General features: G+C 62.8%; 13 protein-coding genes. 3 read left to right on the top strand and 10 right to left on the bottom strand.

What is annotated here, in order from left to right; genetic code table 11:
* Positions 1-187 precede the first annotated feature (187 nt).
* From ACN2XU_RS14765 to ACN2XU_RS14730, 8 genes are all read right to left on the bottom strand, one after another.
* Positions 188-1102 (bottom strand): substrate-binding domain-containing protein, encoded by a 915-nt coding sequence (locus tag ACN2XU_RS14765; protein WP_419411222.1) that lies wholly within the window; start codon positions 1100-1102, stop codon positions 188-190.
* A 51-nt stretch (positions 1103-1153) separates the two neighbouring features.
* Positions 1154-1972 carry an ABC transporter substrate-binding protein gene (locus ACN2XU_RS14760; protein WP_419411221.1) on the bottom strand — a complete coding sequence of 273 codons (819 nt, stop codon included), beginning with the start codon at positions 1970-1972 and terminating at the stop codon, positions 1154-1156.
* Positions 1973-1990: 18 nt separating this feature from the next.
* Positions 1991-2746, bottom strand: a complete 756-nt coding sequence (locus ACN2XU_RS14755; RefSeq protein WP_419411220.1) for an ATP-binding cassette domain-containing protein — start codon at positions 2744-2746, stop codon at positions 1991-1993.
* The gene (locus tag ACN2XU_RS14750) at positions 2739-3446 is read right to left on the bottom strand and encodes an ABC transporter permease (RefSeq protein ID WP_419411219.1); all 708 of its coding nucleotides are present in this window, start codon (positions 3444-3446) and stop codon (positions 2739-2741) included. Before ACN2XU_RS14750 ends, ACN2XU_RS14755 begins: the two co-directional genes overlap by 8 nt.
* Positions 3447-3710: 264 nt before the next feature.
* The gene (locus ACN2XU_RS14745; RefSeq protein WP_419411218.1) at positions 3711-5105 is read right to left on the bottom strand and encodes a hypothetical protein; all 1395 of its coding nucleotides are present in this window, start codon (positions 5103-5105) and stop codon (positions 3711-3713) included.
* Positions 5083-5946: a PPC domain-containing DNA-binding protein gene (locus ACN2XU_RS14740; protein WP_419411217.1), complete on the bottom strand. Its 864-nt coding sequence runs from the start codon at positions 5944-5946 to the stop codon at positions 5083-5085. The genes ACN2XU_RS14745 and ACN2XU_RS14740 overlap by 23 nt, the downstream gene beginning before the upstream one ends.
* Positions 5943-7553, bottom strand: a complete 1611-nt coding sequence (locus tag ACN2XU_RS14735; RefSeq protein ID WP_419411216.1) for an acyl-CoA synthetase — start codon at positions 7551-7553, stop codon at positions 5943-5945. The genes ACN2XU_RS14740 and ACN2XU_RS14735 overlap by 4 nt, the downstream gene beginning before the upstream one ends.
* Positions 7550-8719, bottom strand: coding sequence for an acetyl-CoA acetyltransferase (locus ACN2XU_RS14730; protein ID WP_419411215.1), 1170 nt, complete (start codon positions 8717-8719; stop codon positions 7550-7552). The genes ACN2XU_RS14735 and ACN2XU_RS14730 overlap by 4 nt, the downstream gene beginning before the upstream one ends.
* Positions 8720-8998: 279 nt before the next feature.
* On the opposite strand from ACN2XU_RS14730, the gene ACN2XU_RS14725 reads away from it, so the two are divergent.
* Positions 8999-10237, top strand: a complete 1239-nt coding sequence (locus ACN2XU_RS14725) for a sensor domain-containing phosphodiesterase (RefSeq protein WP_419411214.1) — start codon at positions 8999-9001, stop codon at positions 10235-10237.
* 171 nt (positions 10238-10408) lie between these two features.
* On the opposite strand, the gene ACN2XU_RS14720 is transcribed toward ACN2XU_RS14725, so the two are convergent.
* Positions 10409-10993, bottom strand: coding sequence for an HNH endonuclease (locus ACN2XU_RS14720; protein ID WP_419411213.1), 585 nt, complete (start codon positions 10991-10993; stop codon positions 10409-10411).
* A gap of 276 nt (positions 10994-11269) precedes the next feature.
* Between ACN2XU_RS14720 and ACN2XU_RS14715 the strand changes: the two genes are divergently transcribed.
* Both ACN2XU_RS14715 and ACN2XU_RS14710 read left to right on the top strand, forming a co-directional pair.
* Positions 11270-12361 carry a carboxynorspermidine decarboxylase gene (locus tag ACN2XU_RS14715; protein ID WP_419411212.1) on the top strand — a complete coding sequence of 364 codons (1092 nt, stop codon included), beginning with the start codon at positions 11270-11272 and terminating at the stop codon, positions 12359-12361.
* Between the two features lie 49 nt (positions 12362-12410).
* On the top strand, positions 12411-13658 hold the full coding sequence (locus ACN2XU_RS14710) for a saccharopine dehydrogenase family protein (protein ID WP_419411211.1): 1248 nt from the start codon (positions 12411-12413) through the stop codon (positions 13656-13658).
* Positions 13659-13737: 79 nt separating this feature from the next.
* Here the strand turns inward: ACN2XU_RS14710 and ACN2XU_RS14705 are convergent, their stop codons facing one another.
* Positions 13738-23691 (bottom strand): hypothetical protein, encoded by a 9954-nt coding sequence (locus ACN2XU_RS14705; protein ID WP_419411210.1) that lies wholly within the window; start codon positions 23689-23691, stop codon positions 13738-13740.
* Between the last annotated feature and the right edge of the window lie 43 nt (positions 23692-23734).

Raw genomic sequence — 23734 nt, 5'->3', positions numbered from 1 at the left:
CTGTTCTGACGCTGTCATTCTCTAGGACAAAGGGATCGGCCAGAAAAGCCATGCTCGTTCGTCCCACGACAAAGCGCGCACGCCGCAGGCCTGCGCAAGCCGTTTTTCCCCGGGCCATCGTGCAAGACATCCGCCGCACTGTAGAGCCAAAGTGTATCAATCGTGCAAATGACGGCGTGCGTCTGTCTCAGGCATTCCAGAGCACGTCGCCCAAACCCCGGATGTCGTATCCGCCGTACCCCTCGGCCCGGATTTGGAACGCCTCGCTGCTCAGAAATCCCAGGAGCGTTTGCAGCGGCGCGTCGAAAAACGCCCGGCGATCGACCAACAGGGCAAACTCCTCGTCGATCAGATGCGTGAACGACAGCCCATATCCCTTGGCAACCGCCTCAAGACCGAACGTGACATCGGCGCCGCCGCGCCGGACCGTCTCGACCGCATCGTCTTCGGTGCGCGCGACCTCGGCGAACGCGACATCCGCCAGCGCGACACCGTCCCGCTCCGCAAGGCTCAGGAACAGCCGGTCGGTGCCGGAGCCCGGCTGCCGGGGGACAACGCGCAGCCCGCGTATATCAGACATCGCGCCAAGCGGCTGGCGGTCCGGGCGATAGACCAGGCCGCGCCGTCGCGTGGCCAGCCGGATCAACACAACATTCAGCCCCTGCACGTGCCGCTCCACGTCGGGAATATTCCAGCCACCACTTGCCGCGTCATACAAATGCAGACCGGCGGCCACTCCTTCGCCCTGTTCGAACCGGCGCAGACCATCGGTAGAGCCGTCAAAGAACGTCGGCAGCCCGCAACCCGACTGACGGATCGCCCAGTCCAGCAACGGATCATGGCTGCCCAGAAAGACTGCGGGGCGGCGCTGTTCCGTCCCACTCGGCGCATTTGTTGACGCGGCGGGAAACTGCCCCGATTGCGCCTGCTCCAGCCAGGCGCGCACTTCGCCCGCCGGAAACAGCAATTTTCCGGTCGCGCGCGAACAGGGCACCGCGCCGGAAGCCGCGAGGTCATAGATCTTGCGCTCTTTCAGCCGCAGAAGCGCGGCCAGTTCCCTGACCGTCAGGTAGTCGTGCGGTGGAAAATCCGTGTGTGTCATGGCCTCGGCGGGGTTTGGCAAGGGCGCCCGATGCGCCCCCGTCCCTGTCTATCAATTCGCGGGCGCGTTGGGAAAGAAGAGTTGCTGATCGGCGACCTTGTAGCCGGCGATGGCCGCCTGCCCTTCGGCCGAGATCAGCCAGTCGGAGAAGGTCTTGGCCGCCTCGACTTTCACCGAGGGGCATTTCTCCGGGTTCACCGGGATGACGCCATATTGGTTGAACATGTCCGGATCGCCCTGCACCTGGATGGCGTAATCCTGTTTGTTGCCAAAGCTGATCCACGTGGCGCGGTCGGTCATGACATAAGCGCCCATGCCGATGCCCGCATTCAGCGTGGCGCCCATGCCGGAACCGGTTTCCCGATACCAATCACCGGAGCCGGCGGTCGGATCGAGACCGGCATCGGCCCAGAGCGCGCGCTCTTTCTTGTGTGTGCCGGAATCGTCGCCGCGTGACGCAAACAGCGCGCCCTCTTCCGCGATTTTCGACAAAGCGCCTTCAACATCATCCATGCCACCCACGCCCGCCGGGTCCGCCGCCGGACCGACAATGACAAAATCGTTATACATCAGGTCCGTGCGGTCGGTGCCATAGCCAGCGGCAACGAATTTCTCCTCGGACGGCTTGGCATGAACCAGCAGCACATCGCCATCGCAATTCTCGGCGTTCTTGATCGCCTGCCCGGTGCCGACGGCGACCACGTTGACCTGAATGCCGGTCTTGTCCTGAAACATCGGCAGCAGGTAGTCGTACAGGCCCGAGTTTGCCGTGGACGTGGTCGATTGCACGATGATCGACGCGTCATCCGCATACGCCGCACCCGTCAGCATGACCAGCGCCAGTGCTCCGGTGATCCCTGTCTTTTTCATGAGTTTAACTCCCTTGTGTCAGACCGTGATACGGCCATTCAGATAGTCCCGCGCAACCGCGCTTTGCGGCGCGCGAAAGAAGATGTCCGCCGGGCTGTGTTCGGCCACGCGCCCCGCGCTCAGGAACAGAACGTCATCCGCGAGGCGGCGCGCCTGTCCGATGTCATGGGTGACGAAAATGATCCGCACTCCGCGATCCCGCGCCTGCGAGACGATGGTTTCAATGCTGCGCACGGAGGCCGGATCGAGGCTGGCGGTGGGTTCATCGAGGAACAGCACCTCCGGCTCCGTGGCAAGCGCGCGGGCCAGCGCCAGCCGCTGCGCCTCACCCCCGGACAAGAGCCGCGCCGGTTGACGCGCCTTGTGCAACAAGCCGACATGATCGAGCAGCGCGTCCCGCCGGTCCCTCGGTTTGCTCCGGCTGCGCAGCACGAAATCCACGTTCGCCGCCACGGAGCGGCGCAGCAGAACCGGCCGTTGAAACACAAGCGACTGTCGCGCCGTGGCCTCCAGGGCCGAATGCCCGCCCCAGTCGATTTGTCCGGATGTCGGCACGGTCAGCCCATGCAACACCTTGAGAAGATGCGTTTTCCCGGCGCCATTCGCGCCCATGACCATCGTGCAGCCACGCGCAGAGAGATCAAGATTCACATCCCTCAGCACCTGCGCCGAACCGAAAGTGAGGCCGAGCGCGCGCACCCGCAACGGCAACAGCGGCGCGGCCTCCTGTATACCCGCGTCTCGCGCGGACCGGATCAGCGCCGCGTCAGACATAGGCCTGCCGTACCGCAGTCATCCGGACGGAATAGACGGCGGCATTGACCCCCAGCGCAATGACCAGCAGCACGATGCCCAGCGCCAAAGCCATGGCCAGATCCCCTTTCGACGTCTCAAGCGCGATGGCGGTGGTCATGACGCGGGTCAAATGGTCGATATTGCCGCCCACGATGATCACCGCGCCGACCTCCGCCACCGCCCGGCCAAAGCCCGCCAGCCCCACCGTCAACAGCGAATACCGCGCATCCCAAAGCAGCGCCTGAACCGACTGCAACGGCCCGAGACAGAGCGAGCGGAACTGCTCGGCGTATTCGCTGTGCAGGTCTTCGAGCACTTGCCGCGACAGCGCCGCCACGATGGGCGTAATCAGGATGGTCTGGGCGATGATCATCGCCGTCGGGGTATACAGCAAACCAAGAAAGCCCAGAGGCCCGGACCGGGACAAATGCAGATAGACCATCAAACCGACGACGACCGGCGGCAGTCCCATCAGTGCGTTCATTAAGATCAGAAGGAGGCCCCGACCACGGAACCGCGCAATCGCCATGAGCGCGCCCAGCGGCAGTCCGATCAGACAGGCCAGCGCAGTCGCGGTCAGGCTGACGCGCAGGGACAGGCCGACGATCTCCACGAGATCCCCGTCGCCCGTCGCAACCAGCGAGATGGCCAGCCCGAAGGCATCTCCCAAATCTTGCAAAATTTTCCTCCACTCGGGCGCATCCGAAAATTGCGGAAACTTTGCAGTGTTGAGGGGCGCGATGCAAGAGCCATTCGCGCGGACAGGGTATCAAAATTTATCCATGACAGGCAGATTCGCCGCATCGCGGGCAAAGAGGGAACTGCATAATTTCCGAAAGGCCCTGCCGATGCGCAGGCCTGGCATTTCAGGATGCAGGCAACGCCGCAGCGCGATCAGGCCCGAATGGGGCCACACCCGATCCTGCGCAGGCGATCAGGCGTCTCAGCGCAGCAACGCGATGGCCACCGCAAGCCAGACCGCCCCGAGACTGAAGAACACGCTGTTCCATCGCCACGCGATCGTAAAGGACGAGACCGGCGAAAATTGTGACATGAACAGGGTTGTACCCGAGAGCGGGGAGACAGCGGTGCCCATGCCCCAAAGCGCCATGAAGACCGCCCCAAGCAGCGGCAGCGGCAAGCCCAGCGCGGCGGGGTCGGCCAGGGTGGTAAAAACCACGAGCAGGATCACCGGGTGGAGACCCGCCGCGCAGACCGCGAGATAGGCCCAGATCGCAAGCAGGGTATCGACAAAGTCAACGCCGGTGCCAAGCCCGGCCCAGGGAACGGCACCGTTCGTGCCATGATCATGCGGAAGTGACGCAGAGATCGCGACCCCGAAGATATTCGCCGCCACGAAGAGCGTGCTTTCCGTGCGCATCCCCGGATAGGATTGGATAACGCCGCGCACCACCTGCGCAATGCGCTGAGGATCGCGCCGGGCATGCACCAGTGCCAGCCAGGACAGGCCGAAGCACGGCGCCGCAATGGCAATGGCAGTCGTCAGGCGCAGCCCGCCGATCTCGATCAGCGACAGGGTCAGGGCGAACAGCAAAAGGATGGCAACCAGCATACGCAGCGCGGCCGGCCAAAGGTTTGGCATCGGCGCACGCGGCGGCGCCGGTCCTTCCGGTTTTGCCCCGCGATGCACAAGGCGGTTGTAGACCGCAGCCCAGATCAGAAATCCCACCGCGATGAACACGCCGTAGGGTGCCATCTGAAACCACGCCACCCCCGGCAACGCAGAAAGCACAACCGCCGTTCCGACAAGGAAGGGCGACCAGCTCGCCGCCGTGCTGAACCCCCACAGGATCGCGCAACGCAGCCGCTGTCCGGCCTCCGGATCGTCCTTCACATCGTCAAGGATCGGGGTCAGCAGCCCCATCCCGGCAAGATTGAACCCGGCCCCGAGCCCATGCGCCGCGCTGGAGATCGCGATGAAACGCCGCCCCGGCGGCATCCGCGACAGCCCCTGCCGCAGCGCCATGAGAGACGGGCTTTCCCCGGCGGCGGCGCGCAACCAGCCAACGGAGGCAAAAATCAGCATGAAGGGCAGCGTCTTGAGCACACCCTCGCTCAGAATGGACCACAAAGCGCCGAACCGCAGGCCGAGACCGATGGAGACCACAAACAGCACCAGTGCCGCGATCTGCTGCGGGCGGCGGATGCGGGCAAACTCAAGCAGGACAAAAGCCACCAAGGCCGCGCCTGCAACGGGCAGCGCGGCGGCAAGACCGAAGAGATCGGCACAGGTCGCCAGCGCCGCCGCGATGGCATAAAGGCCCATCGACACAGGACGCGGGGCCGTGGCGGCATCAGCGGGGGGCATTGCTGTCATTGGGCGGGTCATGGTCCTCGACGATCATCAGCTCGAAGGTGACGCAGACCGGGCCACCGCCGGGCTGCAGGACTCCATCAAACTGCCTGCCCTCAGGATCGACGCAATGCATGGGAAGATGCAAGCGCCCATTCCAGTGTGCGCCCGGCAGGACAAGCACCTCGGAGATCGGTGATGCCATGTCGCCGCCTTCGGCGAACCGCGCGCCGATCAGGCTTCCAATGCCAAGGATCCGCGTGTTTTCAAACCCCGCCTCCTCGATCATCGCGGTGATGGCGCCGTGCACATCGTGATGCGGGTTCACCTTGGCCAGCAGAGCATTGCCTTGGCCACCCTTCCCGCTCCCAACGGGATGGAAAATCGGGAACCGGGTTTCTTCATCCAGTGCCACCTCGAACCTGCCGCCGTCAAAGGTGTGCAGCATCACAGTGCTGTCCTCCACCACGATCATCCGATCCGGCAACAGGTGGCCGCAGAATATGGCACCCGCCTCCTCCCAGACCGCATGGCAGTGCAGCCACCACGCCCCGTCCCGCCGGCCTACGATGGCCGTTCCAAAGCGGATGCGAGCCTGACTGCCCTCACGGGTTTCACTGTACCAGGCCGCGTGCACCCCATCGTCGCAGGTGTCGGGCATGACATAGGCGAAAGGGCCCATAGCCATGCCATCCACCGTCAGAGCCGCGCTGTCGCACCCGGCGCGGTCCATGACATCCGCCACCGCCTCCATCAGCGTCTGCCCGGCAGGCAGAGACACAGGCATGGAGCGGGCATGGCCATGGACAGCGCGAAACCCCACCTCGGCGGGCGGACCCAGGTGGCGCAGGCGATCGCGCGTCACGCCCCCTCCATCGGCCAAAGGCCCCGCGCCTCAAGCGCCTCGCGCACCAGATTCTTGGTGATCTTGCCATAGCCGGTCTTGGGCATCTCATCGAGAAAGATGTACCGGTGCGGCAGCTTGTATCGTGCCAGCTGTGGTTCGAGCAGCTGCGCGAGCGCCGCCGGCTCCACCGTCTGCCCCGGCTCGCAGACACAGACCGCCAACCCCACTTCGCCCCAGCGCGAATGCGGCATGCCGAGGATCGCCACCTCGGACAACGCCGGATGCGTCAGCAGAAGCTCTTCGATCTCGCGCGGATAGACGTTTGATCCGCCAGAGATATACATGTCCGAAGAGCGACCGGTGATAAACAGATAGCGCTCATCGTCCATATGGCCGAGATCGCCGGTACGGAACCAGCCATCCCGGAAGGCTTTCTCATTGGCCGCGTCATCGTTGTAGTACCCTGCGCAGACCGCCGGACCGGCGACGCAAATCTCGCCGGTCTCAAACGGGCCAAGCTCTGTTCCGGCATCATCCTGAATGCTGACATGCAGCCCGGTGCGCTCGACGCCGCAGGTGCCGATGCGGGCCTGCGGCCCATCCTCCAGGCTATGATCCTGCGCCGGCAGGACAGTGATACATCCGGTGACCTCGCCAAGGCCGAAATACTGCACAAGCACCGGCCCGAGCGTGCGCAGCGCCTGTTTCTGATCCTCGCGATACATCGGCGCCCCGGCATAGATCACATAGCGCAGGCTGGAGTGATCATGGGCGGTGACGCTCGGGTGTTCCGTCAGCATCTTCACGATGGTCGGCACGGTGAACATGTTGGTGATCCGATGCCGCTCGACCAGCCGCCACGCCTCTGCGGGATCAAACTTGCCGGAAGGCAAAAGCACGGAACCAACGCCGCCCGCGACCATCATCAACTGATGCATGCCCGCGCCATGGCTCAGCGGCGCCACGACAAGGCTCATGTCGTCGGGCGTGGTGCCGGGGCACAGGTCATTGAGGTGGTTGAGCGCCGTAAAGGTCAACTGACCATGGGTCAGCACAACCGCCTTGGGCCGCCCGGTCGAGCCGGAGGTGAAGAACAGCCAGCATGGCGCATCGCGGTCAACGGGCACATTCGCAACCTGCGCCCCATGATGGCGGGCGATGACATCCCGATACGGTGTGCCAAAGCCGGTGCCGATGCAGATCACCTGTTCGAGCTTCGGCGCCGCAGCGACACAGGCACGGGCGTGGTCCGGATAGCCCTCTTCACAGAACATCAGGCTGACATCGGATTTCTGCGCGAGATAGGCCACTTCATCGGGGCGCTGGCGGAAGTTCGACGGCACCCAGACAGCGCCGATACGCCAGCAGGCGAACATGATCTCGGTCATCTCGGGGTTGTTCGGGGATTGCACCATGATGCGATCCCCTGGCCGGACACCGAAGTCTTCGGCCATGGCGGCAGCCAGCGCGCTGACCCGCGCATCCAGTGCTCTCCAGCTCAACACGTGATCCCCCCGGATCAGCGCTGGTCGGTCCTTCAGCCGTGCGGCGTTCTTTGTCAGGAAATGCGCAAGATTGTGTCCGCGCACGGACCACGGCAGTTTCGGATCCCGGTTCGCGCTCATTTCACCCGCTCCATGATCGACACATAGGACGCCACCGCCGCGCCCCCCATGTTGAACACACCCGCGAGCTGTACATCCGGCAACTGCATCGCCCCAGCTTCTTCGGCCAATTGCATCGCGGCCATGACATGCTGCGACACGCCGGTGGCGCCGATGGGATGGCCCCTGGACTTGAGCCCGCCAGATGGGTTGACCGGCAACGGCCCGTCCCGCTGCGTCACCCCATCGCGGATCACCCGACCGCCCTGTCCGCGCTCCGCAAGGCCCATGGCCTCATACTCCAGCAGTTCGGCGATGGTGAAACAATCGTGGGTCTCAACCATGTCGAGATCGCTCAGCGTCAGCCCTGCCGCCTCCAGCGATCCTGCCCAGGCGCGGCGCGGTCCGGCAAATTCCGTCGGGTCCCGCCGGGAAAGGGCGAGGATATCATTGGCCTGTGTGCGGGCGCGGAAGGCGATGGCGCGCTGCATGTCCGCCGCCACATCCGGATGCGCAATCACCAACGCCGCCGCGCCATCGGAGACAAGACTGCAATCGGTGCGCCGCAGCGGTCCGGCTACACGCGGATTTTTCTCCGAAACGGTGTTGCAGAACTCCATGGAAAAGGGCTTTTGCATATGGGCGTAGGGGTTGAGCATCCCGTTGGCGTGGTTCTTGGCCGCGATCATAGCAAGCTCGCGGGAATGATCGCCGTTCTGCTGAAAATAGCTCTGCGCGATTTGCCCGAACACCCCGGCAAAACCGGCCTCGCCGCCTTCTTCCGCGCGATAGGCCGCAGACAGCAGGATATCCCCGATCCGCTGGCCAGGCGTTGCGGTCATCTTCTCCGCACCAACCACAAGCGCAACCCGGCCTCGCCCTGCGGCGATGAAATCCAGCGCCGCATAGAGCGCAGCCGAGCCGGTGGCGCAGGCATTTTCCAGATGAACCGCAGGCACGGAGGCCAACTCCGGCACCGCCATGCCGACCAACGCCGCCTCGAACCCCTGCTTTGAGAACCCGTTGTTGTAGCAGCCGACGAAGATGCCTTCGATATCCTCCGCCCCGATCCCGGCATGGGTCAGCGCATCGGGCACAACGCTGCGGATCAAGGCCAGCAGGTCTTCCTCCGGTGCCTTGCCAAATTTGCTATGGGCCCAGCCAACGATCTGTGGATGTGCAGCCATGAAACGATCCTCCCCTGCGCCCCCCGATAAGCCGGGCTCCCAAGCGAGGACAGTGCCCCGAAGTCGGGCCTGCCTCAAGGGGCCGGACGTCGCGGCGTGACGCCAGCGGCGCGTAACCTCCTTGACAAGGACCCCCGCTTGCCGGTCACAATACTCAGAATTGCGGCATTCCAAAGGATCACACGCAATCAGGGAATGACGCAGTATGGATGGCCAGTGAGCGCGAGCGACTGTCCGGAAAAGCCCCGGTGACTTGAGGGTGAAACAGAAAGGCGCGTCTTGATCTCCCACCACTTCAGAGATGCCATCACTGCCGAAATCGGGAACAGACCCGAAGATCTGCGATGGAAGAAGCGGCGCATCCTCAAAACCCTGAGGGAGCTTTTCGAGATGGATGCGGCCTTCATTTCGCGCTTTACCGCGACCGAACGGGTCTTTGACGAAGTCGACGTGGACGGGACCCAGGATGCCGTTCGCGCAGATCAATTGCGCCCCTCGCCCCTCAACGAAAGCTATTGCAGCCGCGTCGCGCGGCGCCAGGTGCCCAATATGCTCACGGATGCGCGGCTTGAGCCGTCCGTTGCGGACATTGCAGCCACGCACAGCCTGCCCGTTGGAGGGCACATCAGCGTGCCGATCGAATTCTCGACCGGCCGGATCTACGGCATGCTCTGCGCCTTCAGCCGGCAGCCGAAACCGGATCTGAAAGAGCGCGATCTGGCCTTTTTCACCCTGTGCGCCGACCTGCTTGCCCGTGATATGGAAACCATGGCGCAGCACAGCGAAGACGACGGTGCATCTGCAGACATCTTGCAAGACGCGCTGGGAAACGCCACGTTCGATTTCCATCTGCAACCGATCCGCGCCCTGCCAGACCGAACCGCCCTTGGCTATGAGCTGCTGACCCGCTTCCCGGACAGACTGGGCATGACGTCAGAGGTGTTCCAGCGGGCAAAACACCTGGACATGGTTGCCTCGCTGGAGGAGATCGTCGCCCGTGGCTCCGGCACGGTTCTGGATCTGTTGCCGCCGGGCGCGTTCCTGACGATCAACTTTTCCACATCTTCCATCGAGGATCTGGATATTGCCGCGCTGTTCCGGCCTGCGGATCGGCACCGCGTGGTCATCGAGCTGACCGAACACGAGCGTGTCGCCGATTATGCCAGTTTCGGCACGGCTATACGGGCGCTGCGCGCCCTCGGGTTCAGGATAGCGGTGGACGATGTCGGGGCCGGCTATTCCAGCCTGCGCCATGTTCTGGTGCTGAAACCGGATTTCATCAAGCTGGACCGCTCTTTGATCAGCGGGATCGACACGAGCGTCGAGCAACAAAACCTGGTATCCTCGCTGCGGGCCTTCGCGCAGCTGCAGGGTGCCGGTATCATCGCAGAGGGCATCGAAACGCAGGAGGAACTCGCCGAACTTGAGCGCCTCGGTGTCGATGCGGCGCAGGGGTTCCTGCTGGGCCGACCCCAGCTATACACCGAGGTTCTTGCCGGGACGCAGAACAGAAGCTGATCCATATTGGCGGTGAATTCGACCGCCCCGCGCGTTTGGCTTGTTCTGAACGAACCGCTTTGACCTGCCGAAAATGTCGTTGGTCGAAAGAGCGTCTTTTGCCCGGCACAGCGTCAGGACCGAAGGCCACTGCGGCCCGTTGATCAATTGGCCGGAAAAAGACAGGTGGCCTCAAGCTTGCAATTCAGCGTCCCAATAAAGGAAATCCATCCAGCTTTCGTGCAGATGGTTCGGCGGGAATTTCCGGCCAAGATTGAGCAGCTCCTGCGCCCCCGGCTGGCGCGGCGGTTTGCGCAGGGAAAAGCCAACCTGCCGCACGCTCTTGGAGCCTTTGCGCAGGTTGCACGGCGCGCAGGCTGCCACGACGTTTTCCCAGCTTGTCACGCCCCCGGCGGCGCGCGGGATGACATGGTCAAAGGTCAGTTCGGAGCGACTGCCGCAGTACTGGCAGCGAAATTCGTCCCTCAAAAAAAGATTAAAGCGCGTGAAGGCCACGCGCTTTCTCGGTTTTACGTAATCTTTCAGGACGACGACACTGGGTATTCGCAAGGTCATGCTTTGACTGTGCACAACCTCGTCATACTCGGCCACGATGTCGACCCTGTCGAGATAGGCCGCCTTGATCGCCTCCTGCCACGGCCAGAGGCTCAGCGGATAGTAGGACAAGGGTCTGAAGTCCGCGTTGAGCACAAGCGCCGGATGATGTTTCAAGGCGCCCGGCTCGCGGACAAAATTGGTTCTGAAATTGCCGTCCATTGGGGGACTCATCCTTCGCCCTGCCTGCCTTCACGATCGAGACCCAGGGCGGGACACCCCGCCCCAGCTTAGAGCCACTATATCTCGCGTTCGCGCTCTGGCAAGCCCCGCAACATACAGTAGTCCGCCCAAGCAATAGAGCCGCCGCGTAACGCCTATATGACGGGCAGTGCCTCAAAAGAAGTGTAGCGCGGCCGCGCCAACAAACCATTGCCAGCGGTGCTTTGGCGCACTAGGTCAGCCACGACCGACGCTGCGACCAAGGGCTTTATCATCATGCACACCCCTTACTACCTGATCGACAAGTCCCGCTTGCTGCCGAACATGGAAAAGATCGCCTGGCTTCGTGAGCACTCCGGGGCCAAGGCGTTGCTCGCGCTCAAGTGCTTTGCAACGTGGTCGGTGTTCGATTTCATGTCCGAGTATATGGACGGCACCACCTCCTCCTCGCTCTTCGAGGTGAAACTCGGCCGTGAAAAGTTTCCCGGCGAGACGCATGCCTATTCCGTGGCCTGGGCGCCCGATGAAATCGACGAGGTGCTGGCCTCTTCGGACAAGGTGATCTTCAACACCGCACAGCAACTTGCCCGGTTCGAGCAGGTCAGCCGGGGCCACACCCGCGGGCTGCGCGTCAATCCCGGCGTGTCGACTTCCGGGTTCGATCTGGCCGATCCGTCCCGCCCCTTCTCCCGCCTGGGCGAACATGCGCCCGAAGGGATCGAGCCGGTCGCCGATCTGATCAGCGGCTTCATGTTCCACAACAACTGCGAGAACGCCGATTTCGAGCGGTTCGACGCCATGCTGGGCATGATCGAGCAGCGCTTCGGCCACCTGATCCGCCGCATGGACTGGATCAGCCTGGGCGGCGGCATTCATTTCACCGGCGAAGGCTACCCCCTGGACAAGCTGGCCGAGCGGCTCAAACGCTTTGCCGGGGAGAATGAGGTCCAGGTCTATCTCGAACCCGGAGAGGCGGCGATCACGCAATCGACGACGCTGGAGGTGACGGTGCTCGACACCCTCTTCAACGGCAAGAACCTGGCCATCGTCGACAGCAGCATCGAGGCGCATATGCTTGACCTGCTGATCTATCGTGAGAGCGCCAAAATGAACGAAAGCGGCGATCAGGAGTGGATGGTTTGCGGTAAAAGCTGTCTTGCGGGCGATATCTTTGGCGAATTCCGCTTTGAAAACGCTCTGAAACCGGGGGATCGGCTGTCCATTCAGGACGCCGCCGGATATACCATGGTCAAGAAAAACTGGTTCAACGGCGTCAAGATGCCCGCAATCGCGGTGCGTGAACTGGACGGAACGACCCGTCTGGTGCGCGATTTCACCTATGAGGATTTCTCGGCGGCGCTGTCGTGAAACTGTCGCCGAAAGGCGAGAAAACACCCAAAAACGGAGGCTGGATACGTTGAAGAAGAACGTGCTCATCATCGGCGCTGGTGGCGTCGCACAGGTCGTGGCGCATAAATGCGCGCAGAATAACGACGTGCTGGGAGATATTCATATCGCCAGCCGAACCAAATCGAAATGTGACGACATCATCGCCTCTGTCCACGACAAGGACGCGATGAAGCAGGACGGCATTCTGGCCTCTCATGCGGTGGATGCCACGGACAGCAGCGCCGTGGCCGCGCTGATCCGGGAGACGGGATGCGGGATCGTCATCAACGTCGGCACCGCTTTTGTGAACATGCATGTGCTCGATGGCTGCATCGAAGCAGGCGCCGCCTATATCGACACGGCGATCCACGAAGAGCCGGACAAGATCTGCGAAACCCCGCCGTGGTATGCCAACTACGAGTGGAAAAAGCGCGATCTGTGTGCCGAAAAGGGCATCACGGCGATCCTTGGCGCCGGCTTCGATCCCGGCGTGGTGAACGCCTATGCGCGCTTTGCCATCGACCAGATGGACACCGTGAAATCCATCGACATCGTCGACATCAACGCCGGCTCCCACGGCAAGTATTTCGCCACGAACTTCGACCCGGAAATCAATTTCCGCGAATTCACCGGCGTGGTCTACTATTGGGAAGACCAGCAGTGGAAAGAGACGACCATGTTCGCCTCTGGCCACGAATGGGACCTGCCCGTCGTTGGCCCGTCCAAGGCCTACCAGTCCGGCCATGACGAGGTGCACTCGCTCGCGACCAACTACCCCGAGGCGGACGTGCGCTTCTGGATGGGCTTTGGCGATCACTACATCAACGTCTTCACCGTGCTGAAGAACATCGGCCTGCTGTCGGAGCAACCGGTGTTGACCGCCGAGGGACAGGAAGTGGTGCCTTTGAAGGTGGTCAAGGCCTGCCTGCCCGACCCGTCGAGCCTCGCGCCCGACTACACCGGCAAGACCTGCATCGGCGATCTGGTCAAGGGGACGAAGGACGGCAAGGACGTCGAACTGTTCGTCTATAACGTCGCCGACCATAAGGAAGCCTATGAGGAAGTGGGCAGCCAGGGGATCTCCTACACCGCCGGTGTTCCGCCGGTGGCAGCCGCCTTGCTGGTGGCCTCCGGGGAGTGGGATGCGGGAACGATGAAGAACGTCGAAGAGCTTGATCCCAAACCCTTCTTCACGCTGCTTGATCAAATGGGCCTGCCAACACGGGTTCAGGTCGGCGGCCTGGGCGGCGACGACAAGGCCTGGACCGACGTCTGAACCTGAACGGTTGTTCTGACATTCCGAGCGCCCCGCCTTGCAACAGGCGGGGCGTTTTTTCTGGCGGCGCGCCGTGCGCTTACGCGCCCGGGGCCTTGACCACCGACAGGTCCAGCCTGAGATCCGTCAACCGCAGCAGAGGAAGCTGGTTCAGCCCGCTTTCGAGCTGGGAGAACAGAGTGATGTCGAAGGACAGGAAGGCCCCCGGCGGCGGTGCGTTCGGCGCGCCGGACTGGCCAAGGGCGATGTCCTGCGCCGTGAACCAATCGGCAAGGACCGCGGCGAAGGGTTTGAGATCCCCCGTGTCATTCGACAGACCGACCCAGCCCTCGATGGCCTGTTTCAGCCCGGCAACCGGCAAATCGAAGGACCGCACGAGGACAACCGGCATCAATGGCACGAGGTTCATGGCCTGCGCCGACGATCCGGACGGTGCGCCGATCGGGAACCCGTACCGCACATCCAGCTTCAGCCGCCGGTTCTCGGCCATGGCGCTGACGTCATCCATCCTGACCGAGGACAAGGTGCCGGATATCTCGTCAAGGCCCATCAGCTCTTCCAGCAGACGCCGGATATAGACGCCCAGATCCTGATCCCTCTCTTTGACCACCTTGGGCCAGATCGGATAGATCGTGTTGTTGACCACGAAGGGAGTCAGCGGGTTGGTCAGCGCCACGATGGGCGTTTGATAGATGAACTCAGGGTTCGAGAGTACCGTGGGGTCCGGGTAGATCTGTGCGTTACGGCGAGTGCCGATGCCGGAATTGGCGTTCTCGAAGGCCAGCGTCGTCAACCTGGACACCTGCACCCGATGTGTCACGAAATTTCCGGACAGCATCCCGCCCGGATCGTATTGCGTTGTGGTGATCCGATCGCCATGCGTGCTGGTCTGCCCCTCATAGGGCTCCATGGTTCCCGGATCGAGCGCGACAACCGTCTTTTCCCCGACCCATGGGTTGGGGCCCGTCACAAGCGGATCAGACGTCAGCGTGATCTCTCGCGCGCCCCCCTCCTGCAGCTTGTCCGTGACGGTGTCCTGCTCTAGCGTGTAGACTGGGCCGGTCGCCTCGAACAGCGCCGTGTTCGCCGGCACCCAATCCGAATTATTGGCAAGCTGCGTGACCAGCGTCGCGAAACTCTGCAGCGCATCCGCCGCGCCGCTCTCCGGGACCGGGCTGATCTGGCCGCGCAACACCTCGTAGCCGGCCGCGAACCGCGCCAGCGCCTCGAACAGCGTATAGCTGACCGGTGCCCCGACAAAGTCGGCCGTGACCGACGATCCCGCCTTGATCCGCGTGTTGTAGATCAGGTTGAGCGTGATCTCGTCCCGGGACAACAAACGCGCCTGATAGGTCGTGGTGTAAATCCAGCTTGTCAGCTCCGCCAGCGACGCCGGCTCCGTCACATCCGGCACTTTCGTGCCCTGAGCGATCATGGTCGGCGGCGTCGGATATTCGCGATAGGCCAGCGGGATGATCGTCTCGCCCATCTGCGGCGCCACGGTAAAGGCGTTGATGAATTGCAGCCAGACGGAGGGCGGCGCCTTCTCGTCGTGGGTGCAATAATCCAGCGCCCGATCATCGAGGAACACCTGAAGGTGCGTCACCGCCCATTCGAGCGCGAATTGCTCGAAGGCGTCCTCTTCGATCTTCTGATCCGACACCCCGTAGAGGAAGCTCGTGGTCGTTTTCTGCCCACCCTCCCCGGCCGGGATATCCACCCGTGCGGTGCCAAGACCAAAGCCGCCGCCCTTTGTTTCCACGCCGGTCTGCCCGGAGGGGCGCTGCATCTGGCCAAAGAGTTGCAGACGGTTGTTCATGTTCTGCGGCAACGCCTTGGCAAAGCTGACGTCGGTCTGAACGATCGTGTTGATCGCATAGGCACTGCCGAGCGCCGCGCGCATCTGCTGCGCCATGAGATCCTGCCCCTGACACAGGTCGCTTCCCTGCCCCTGGAAGGCCGGATCCTTGAGCAACCAATCCACCTCATTGTCCGAATAGCGGTCGGCAATGGCCTCCCGCGCTTCGGCAATCGCGCGATAGGCATCGGGGGCCTGCGCGAAGGTGTTGGAGGCATTCTCCGCGCCAAGGATATTGTCGATGGCCGAGAACGCGCCCCGCGCCATCTGATCGAGATCCACGTCCGAGAAGGTCCGCCGTGCCGGCAGACTGCCCAGACCGGGAAGGTCGTTCGGCATGGCAACGTCGCCCGAGCGCAGCTTGGTGTCGAGCGGCTTGGGCGCGAGATAGGCCCGGCGCGTCTTGCTGATCTGCAGATCCGTCACGTTGGTGGAGACAGCCCAAAGCCCCTTGGGCTGGGCAGAGCTGCTCTTGGCCTCATCGGCCAGCGCGGTCGGCGCGGGCTTGGGCACGACCACACCGTTCGCATCCGCCGGTCCGGTTGCAAGCGTATAGCCCGGGAAGGCTATGGCGAAATCGGCTGCGAGCTGCTGAAGGGCCTCCGGATCGGATTGCGCAGGCACGGCATTGAGCACGCGTATGGCGTTCTCATAGCCCGCCGCCATGACCTCCGGCGCCACGAAGTCCACCCGCTTGATCCCGAAATCAACCGCGATTTCAAAGACAAGCGGCAGGGCATCCGCCGCGCCCGGCACCGCAATGCTGAGCGTGACGCCCGGCAGATCGGCGCCCGTGCCGCCGGTCAGATAGCTCTCGACATCCGAGATCATCGACAGCACCGCCAGGGTCTGCGGCCCATCGAGCGCGATGTCCGAGCCGGTGCTGTCAAGGTTTGTGCGCACGAACATCTGTGTCGTTGCCGTGCCATCCGGCCCCTTGGCCGAGAGTTGGTCAAACAGTGTCCGGTAGAGCTCAGCCGTGGCAAGCGCGCTGTCCGATCCCGGTGTCGGGAGCGCATCGGCGGACGGGCATAGGTAGACGCTGAGCATGCCCGGCTTGGCGACGGCCCCCGTGGCAAGCCCGGTGCCTTCGTCGATGGCGGCGCAGGTGGTGTTGTCCGTCGGATCGGACCAGGCGTTGAAGTCAAACACCGAGCGAATGCCCGACCAGTTGCCCAAGGGGACAAGATCGTCGAAGAACAAGGTCGCATGATCCGAGACAAGGGCGCGCGCCCCGCCGAAACTGTTGCCGAAGGCGTCGACGATCAGCGCATCGACGCTCGCGGTCTGACCGATGGAGGCATAGCGGTTCGGCTCCGGCGTCATCGGCGGATTGTCGACGGCCAGTTTGTAGAGCGGCACGAACAGGCGCCACGACTGGGTGGTGTCCGTCTCGCTTTCCTTCTGCGGGCCCGATGGCACGGACAGCCCCGATGCGCGGTAGCCCGTGCTGCCCGGCACCTGATAGGCGATCAGGCTGTAGAGATTGGCCAGATGGTCCATGACGGCCTCACCTGTCGGCTCCGCACGGCTCAGCTCAAAGCCAAGCGCCCCCGCTGCGGTCGAGACATAGGACGTCTCATCCGCCGCCTCTGTGGTCTGGGCAAAGTAGAGCAGGTCCGGCGTGGTGTTCTCAAGCACAACCGCATTGGCGTATTGCGGCACCTGATAGACCTGCCCCGCCGGAGCCAGCTCCAGCTCGAACAGGAAGGTCACCGGCGCAAAGTTCTGCGAGCCGAACAGCGCATCGGGCAATCCATTGCCATCCGCGGTCTCGAAGGTCAGGAAATATCCCGTCTGATTGGTGACGCTTGCCTGTTCGAGGATCTGCAGGAAGCCCTTGGGATCGTTCGCATTCGCGCCGACGGCGACCGTCTCTTCCTGCGTCAGGGCCAGCGCCTCGATCGTCGCGGGCGGCACGCTTTGCGTGGTGGTGTTGGTCCGCAGCACGAAAAGCTGTTTGGCCGCTGGGTCAGAGGCCAGCCCCGGTTGATCGGCGGCGCTCTGGAACAGCAGATCGACCGGTTTGGCGGTGGCCGTCCCGGCGACAAGCGCCGCGAGCAATTCGCGCATGGCCGTCTGCTGGGTCAGGTCCGCCGCGCCCAGCGCATAGGTGGTTTCGAGGAACTGGCCTTCGCCCGCCGGAACCTTGCGGATCACCATCTCGATAGACAGCGCAAAGGTCGTGTCCGTGGTCGGCACCGGGTTTGTCTGTGGATCGAAGGCTTTGCCGGTCCGGCGGGTGGACAAGCTAATGGCGAGCGGCGCAGAAGCCTTGAGCGCCGTCAGCATGGAGGCCGGGAAAGGCCGAAGCGAGCGCGCCGTGCCGCCCGCCGGTGTCCAGGTGATGGGATTGGCCAGCGCAAAGGCCTGCGGCCCGGATTGCAGAACCGGCATGACGCTGGCACCGGACGGCACGGACAGACCGCTGCCGCTGATCGCATAAGGCGCAACATCGGCGGCGGTCACCTGCCAATCGGCATCGACCGTGAGCCAGGCCTGTGCCGCATCGCCAAGCAGGCTGACGGTGTAATCCTGCGTCGCGCCCACCGGAAATTCCTGCCAGATCAGCGCATAAAGCGGATTGGTCTCCGCAAGCGGGCCATCCGGCACCTCCATCCCCTCGGTCTTTGGTAGGCGCAGGCCAGAGCGGAAGAATTGCGCCATCTGCCCCGCCACCTTGCGCATCTCGCCGCTCTTGACCGCTGCGAGATAGATATCCGACAGCTTGCCGCTCTCGGTCTCGTCATTCTGCATCTGCGTCAGAACCGCATTGAGCGCCGAACGCACCACCGCCTGGAACCAGTCGAGGAACATCGACTGGCCCAGCGGCACCGTGTCATCGGCCACCTCCGCGAGGGCGGCATCGCCCGCAGGGCTGGTGATATTGGTGTAAAGTTCGTTGAAATAGTCCTGCAGCGTGGTGTTGATCCAGCTCTTCGAGACGTTGCTCTTGCTGGAGAACTTGTAGCTCAGCTCCGTATCACGGCCCTTGGTCGCCAGCGTCAGGAACGGCGGCATCGGGAAGATCGTGGCGTATTTGTCCTCTTTCTCTTCTGCCGCCATGCCCGCAGGCGCGGCTGGCGGATTGGTCACGTTGAGCGTGAACATCTTGCCCAGCCCCTGGAGCAGGACGTCATAGGTCAGACCACCGACCAGATGCTCGGGGCTCTGGTTCAGGGAATTGACATCCTTTTGCGTAATCTCGGCATCCCAGCTTGGCAGGTTCGCAGCCCCGCTCATCGCCCAGGCCAGCATTTGCCCCGCGAGGGTCTCGAACGGCTTCAGGGTTTCGATCGTCGCCGCGCTCGGCTCCGGGAGGTACTCCATGGTCAGAGAAACCGCGAACCACGGCGCGCCGGTGGCCGCCGGATCGCTCCAGACTGTGGTGAACTCCGGTGTCATCCAGCCTGACAAGGCCGGATTCAGCCCAGCCTGCAGCGGGTAATCCGGACTCCAGGGCGTATCGCCCGCCATCGCCGCAAGAATGCTCTTCATTTGCAAGGCTTCGATATGCGCGGCGCTGTGCTGTTTGGCGATCTGCCATTCAAAGCGGAAGCTCGCCTTGAACGAGAAGCTGATGGTGATGGAGAATAGGAACAGGTTGATCTTGAGGCTGACCGACACGCTCAGGCTCGCCTCGACATAAAGCAGCAAATCACCGCCCAGACCGTCTTCGACGATCAGCTGAATGCCAACGGAGGCCTGAATGCGCACGTTGACGCTGGCCTTGATGATGACGAAATCAAGCGAGCCGTAAAGCTCGCCAATGACGCCGAATTGGCCTTTGAGCGCAAGCGCCTTGGGCTGCGTCAGCCATTCGACGATGTCTGTGTCACCCTCGCCACCATCATATTCCCTGTAGCCGACCGCGCCTTCGATAATGCCAAAGAAGGTCAGGCTGACCCCGGCCTTGAGCGGCCCGGCGACGAAATTCTTGCCCACGCCCAGACGCACGCCAAACCCGGCCGCCAGGATGGTGCTGTAATCCTTGGCGGTGAAGGTATCGTCGGTGGCGGAACTGAGCTTGGCGATGTAGAACCCGCCCGACCCGGTCACCGGGATCGGCCCGGCAAAGGCCTCGACCCGGAAACAGACGGACCAATTGTCATTGGCCGGAAACCCGAGGTCGATCTTGAAATCGCTGTTGGTATAGATCGACAGCTTCAACGCCGGCAGCGTCAGGCTGGCCGCCCCGACCTCGAAGGTGCGCAGCGCGTCCGGCAAAGTGAAATTGATGAAGAACAGCCCGACGTCGTCGCTGATCTTGGTATAGGTGATCTCGAAGGACAGCCCCTTGATGCTGCCCTTGGTGATGTAGATCTTGAGCGAGTAGAACGGCGTGTCGTCATAAAAGACAAAGCCAAGTCCGACCAGATCGAGCACCACGATATTGGCCACCACGATCCAGCCGCCATCGGGTTTGTAGACTTTGTCGTAATTGCCGTCCTTGACGGCGCTCCAGAAGTCCTTGCGCATATAGCCGAGGAATTCGTCAAAGCTTTTCAGCTTCTTGTCCGGGCCGACACGTTGGCCCACCCCAAGGTAATCGAGCTTGAGCACGCTGGAGCCTTCGTCCCCGTCGTCTTCGGGCTTGGCCAGGAAATGTGCCGGCGCTTCGGCCATCTCGCGCTCGACCGCCTCCGAGACCTCTTTGCGGGACGCATCCTCAAGCGCCGCCATCGGCCCGTCCATGGACAGGCCCTCGCTCTTTTTCTTCGGGTCCTGCGCATTCAGCGCGGCAATCCAGCCGATCTTGTCGTCGCCCTTGGTTGGCGCGAACAGCGCCAGATCGAAAAAGACGTTTCCGGGCGGAATCCGGGTGCCGAGGATCTCCATGTAGGAGTTGTGCATGGCCAGCACGAGCAGCTTGGTGCCCGGGTCCTGCGTGTTGTCGACGTATTTGAGCTGAAACAGCTCGATGGCGATCTTCAACACGCCCTCGATGGTCAGCTCCAGCTTGCCATCCGCCTCTGGCATCTGCACCCCGAAGACCAGCGCGTTCGGCGATTTTCCGGTGGCCGGCTGCCAGCCGAGGATGATCGAGAACTTGAACGCCGACAGGTCCCCGACAAGCCCGCCGAGGCTGCCCAGATCGAGATCGAAGATCAGTGCGAAGTTGAACTCGGGGCTGGTGTCCACATCGCCGAGCGTGTCGAGACTGATCCCGAAATAATCCAGATCGGAAATGCTCTGGCCGTCTTCGGAATAGAGAAAGCTCTTGAGCTTGAACGGCAGCAGCGCAAGCAGGCTGTCGTCATCGGCGCGTTGCTGCGTTTCACCGAAATCGAAGCGCAGGTTGCCCGGTGCAAAGCTGAGCGTCAGGTTCCTGGTCTCCGGCGGCGTCGGCAAGGGGTGCACGAGCAGATCATAGCCCATCTCGATACCGAGATCGGCGAAGGACAGTTTTTCAAAACTGAACATGTCGAGAAAATCGAGCTTGTTGAACTCCATGCTGCCCCAGATCCCGAAGCGCGAGCTGATGCGGCTGCTGTCCGAACCGCCGTCCTCCTCCGTGGTGGCCGAAAATTGCACTTTGTCGAAGGTGATTTTCTTCAGGTAGGTGTTGTCCGCGAAGGCGAATTCATAGGTCTTCTTGGCCACGAACGAATAGGTCTGTGCCCCGTCATGCTCGGAATAGCTTCCGTTGATCTTGATGATGTTGTCGCCGTCACCGCCCGGCGCACTTCCGCCCCCGCCCCCGAGGTTGACGCCCACGGCAAACAGGTTGTTGACCGTGAGGTCGACCTCCGCGTCGAAACTGGACAAGGCGTTGTTGGTGAACAGCGCCCGCACATAGATCACCTTGAATCCATAGCAGGTCAGCCCGTTTGCGCCGCAGGGATAGATGCTGTCCAGCACGTCGAGATCGAGGGCAAGATGCTCCGGCGACCGGGTCTGAAGCGAGGTGTTGGCGCTACCGTCATCTTCGTAGTCCACAAGCGCGAAAATCGAACTGGACTCCAGCGCCACGCACGCCCCGTCGCCGGTATCGGAGATCGAAACCCCGACGTGATGGGCGCGGAAGGCGGCAATATTGCTGTTGCCGTCCTTGTCGACCATGCCGCCCATCAGCGCCTTGATGACCGCCGGCAATTCCTGCAGGTCCAGCGCCGTATTCAACGCGAGCAGGCCGGTGAAATTCTGATCGTTCACCACTTTCACGAAATTGCTGTAGATCGAGGTTTCGCCGTTCTTCTTCACGTCGGCCTCGGCGGCCTCGATGATGGCGAGGATCTGCGCTTGCCGCGCTTCGGCGTCGGTGCAGAAGGTCGGCGCATCCTCCCAGAGCGCCCGGTTCTCGACCAGCGCCTTGATGGATTTGTCGCGGAAGAACTTGACGATCAGCACCGGCGATTCATCCAGGCTGCCCTGGGTCAGGCGCAGATCAAAGAACCAATCCGCAAGCTCGACCGTCGCGTCGGCCTTGTCGAAGGTGAACAACGGCCCCGTGTCCGTGTCATCCCGGTCCATCACGAGGAAGACCTGGTTCTGGTAGAAGGCGGCCCGGATCTCGTCACCCATGTTCTGGAATTGCAGGCTCCGGTTTTGCGCCGCGCCGCTCAACGCAAAGGTTGTCTCCTGCCAGAGGTTGTTCCCATCAAACCCGCCGACAAGGCCCAGCGGCGTCATGTTGTACTGCAGCGCATCCGCCGACGCGCCCGCGCTCGCCACCGCCATTGGCGCAAAGCTCTTTGCCGTGTTGGCATTGCTGAGCGCCTTGCGCCGCGCCGGGTTGATCCCCTTGCTTTCGGTCTGCTCAAGCGCCGGGGCGGTGATCGGGTCGATGGAGGCAAGCCCGCCATAGGGCACCATGGGAAACAGGGGGCTGGCGGTCACGCCCGCCGCGGCGCTGCCCTGGGCGGGCCAGGCCGGGATCGCCTTGAGCTTGAGTTTGTGAGCCGTGTTCGGCGTGGCCGTGTCATCCGCGCCGTTCGGCGCTTCCGGCGCGCCGCCGGTCGAGCCGTCATCTTCGAAAATCGGGCTGCCCTGCGGCTGGCTGTAATAGGTCGGCTGTGCCGTGCTTGACGAGATGCCGATCCAGGAGGTCGTGGCCGCATCCGTGAGATAGGTCGCCGGAACGGCGGGCGTCTCCTTGGTCGCGGGCCTGGCCGGGGTACTCTCGACAAAGGCGTTCTGCAGGGGCGTAAACTCCAGCACATCGCCCTGCGTGAAGGAAAACACCTCCGTCGAGGAATACCCGCAGATCAGCGCGCCGGTCTGCGCACCGCCCGCCTGCGACAGCGAAAACGCCCCCATCGGCGTCAGGTAGTACGCCTGCACCTCTCCGGTCTGCGTGACAGGACGGTCCGCAAGCACGAAGCGCGGCGTCACGCCCTGGGTTCCGCCGGTCGGGGCCAGGTTGATCTGATGGCCAAGCGTTGTCGTGAAACCGCTGGACAGGGTGCTGTCCGCCAATTCGAAGAACGTCCGCTTCGGGTCCATCGGCAGCGCCACGTCCGCATAGGCCGTCAACCGGATCTTGCCCCCGGCCCCACCCCCGACTAGGAAGGTCGGATACCGCAGCGCCAGCACATCCGCCCCGCTCTTGGCCGGGCCAAAATACATCGGGCCGGTCTCGAACGCCGCCTGATCCGTCAGATCCAGTTCCAGATCGGTGCGCAGGGTTCCCGGTGCCGGACCAGTCAGTGGAATGATCAGATCGCCCATCGGCATCATCACCTTTTCCGCCGCCCCCGGCGCGGCGGCGTGCCAGGTCACCGTGACCTGCGCCCCGACGACAAGATTGGTGATCCGGAACTCGGACAGGCCGTCGTCATAAGACACCTTGACCTGCTCGTTGCCGGGCTGCTGCACGCGCAGGACGATGTTGCGGAACGCGAAATCCGATCCGCCGTTCAGCACCTGCTGATTTGCGGTGCCCGTCACTTCGAGGAAATCAAGCCCGTCTCCGTTGATATCGAAGAACCCGAACCGGCGGTTTGAAACCCCGCGGATCTGCGATTTCATCCCGCTGGCGAAACTGGCCCAGTTACTGCCACGATCGCTGGCCGGAAAGAAAACATAGAAGCTGTCCGCATTGTAGAAACTGCTGCCAAGATCAAGGCTCTCCGGGCGCTGGTTCCCGAACACCATCGCCCCCCAGGTCGCGTCCTGCGGGTTCGACGGATCGACAAGATAGAGGCCGGTACCACCAAGTTGACCAAGTTGCATATCGTGTTCCTTTTCATACGAACTGCAGGTGTGACCGCCCTCG

It is taken from the genome of Pacificoceanicola niger, from assembly GCF_048553275.1.
In the GTDB taxonomy this organism is placed as follows: domain Bacteria; phylum Pseudomonadota; class Alphaproteobacteria; order Rhodobacterales; family Rhodobacteraceae; genus Pacificoceanicola.
Note: the sequence above shows the minus strand (reverse complement) of the source record. Positions and strands in the feature narration are given on the sequence as shown.

What these genes read in the sequence shown, in the direction of transcription:
- ACN2XU_RS14745 (WP_419411218.1), bottom strand. Translation starts at nt 5,105, where the DNA reads ATGACAGCAATGCCCCCCGCTGATGCCGCCACGGCCCCGCGTCCTGTG.
- ACN2XU_RS14730 (WP_419411215.1), bottom strand. Translation starts at nt 8,719, where the DNA reads ATGGCTGCACATCCACAGATCGTTGGCTGGGCCCATAGCAAATTTGGC.
- ACN2XU_RS14760 (WP_419411221.1), bottom strand. Translation starts at nt 1,972, where the DNA reads ATGAAAAAGACAGGGATCACCGGAGCACTGGCGCTGGTCATGCTGACG.
- ACN2XU_RS14715 (WP_419411212.1), top strand. Translation starts at nt 11,270, where the DNA reads ATGCACACCCCTTACTACCTGATCGACAAGTCCCGCTTGCTGCCGAAC.
- ACN2XU_RS14720 (WP_419411213.1), bottom strand. Translation starts at nt 10,993, where the DNA reads ATGGACGGCAATTTCAGAACCAATTTTGTCCGCGAGCCGGGCGCCTTG.
- ACN2XU_RS14735 (WP_419411216.1), bottom strand. Translation starts at nt 7,553, where the DNA reads ATGAGCGCGAACCGGGATCCGAAACTGCCGTGGTCCGTGCGCGGACAC.
- ACN2XU_RS14765 (WP_419411222.1), bottom strand. Translation starts at nt 1,102, where the DNA reads ATGACACACACGGATTTTCCACCGCACGACTACCTGACGGTCAGGGAA.
- ACN2XU_RS14705 (WP_419411210.1), bottom strand. Translation starts at nt 23,691, where the DNA reads ATGCAACTTGGTCAACTTGGTGGTACCGGCCTCTATCTTGTCGATCCG.
- ACN2XU_RS14755 (WP_419411220.1), bottom strand. Translation starts at nt 2,746, where the DNA reads ATGTCTGACGCGGCGCTGATCCGGTCCGCGCGAGACGCGGGTATACAG.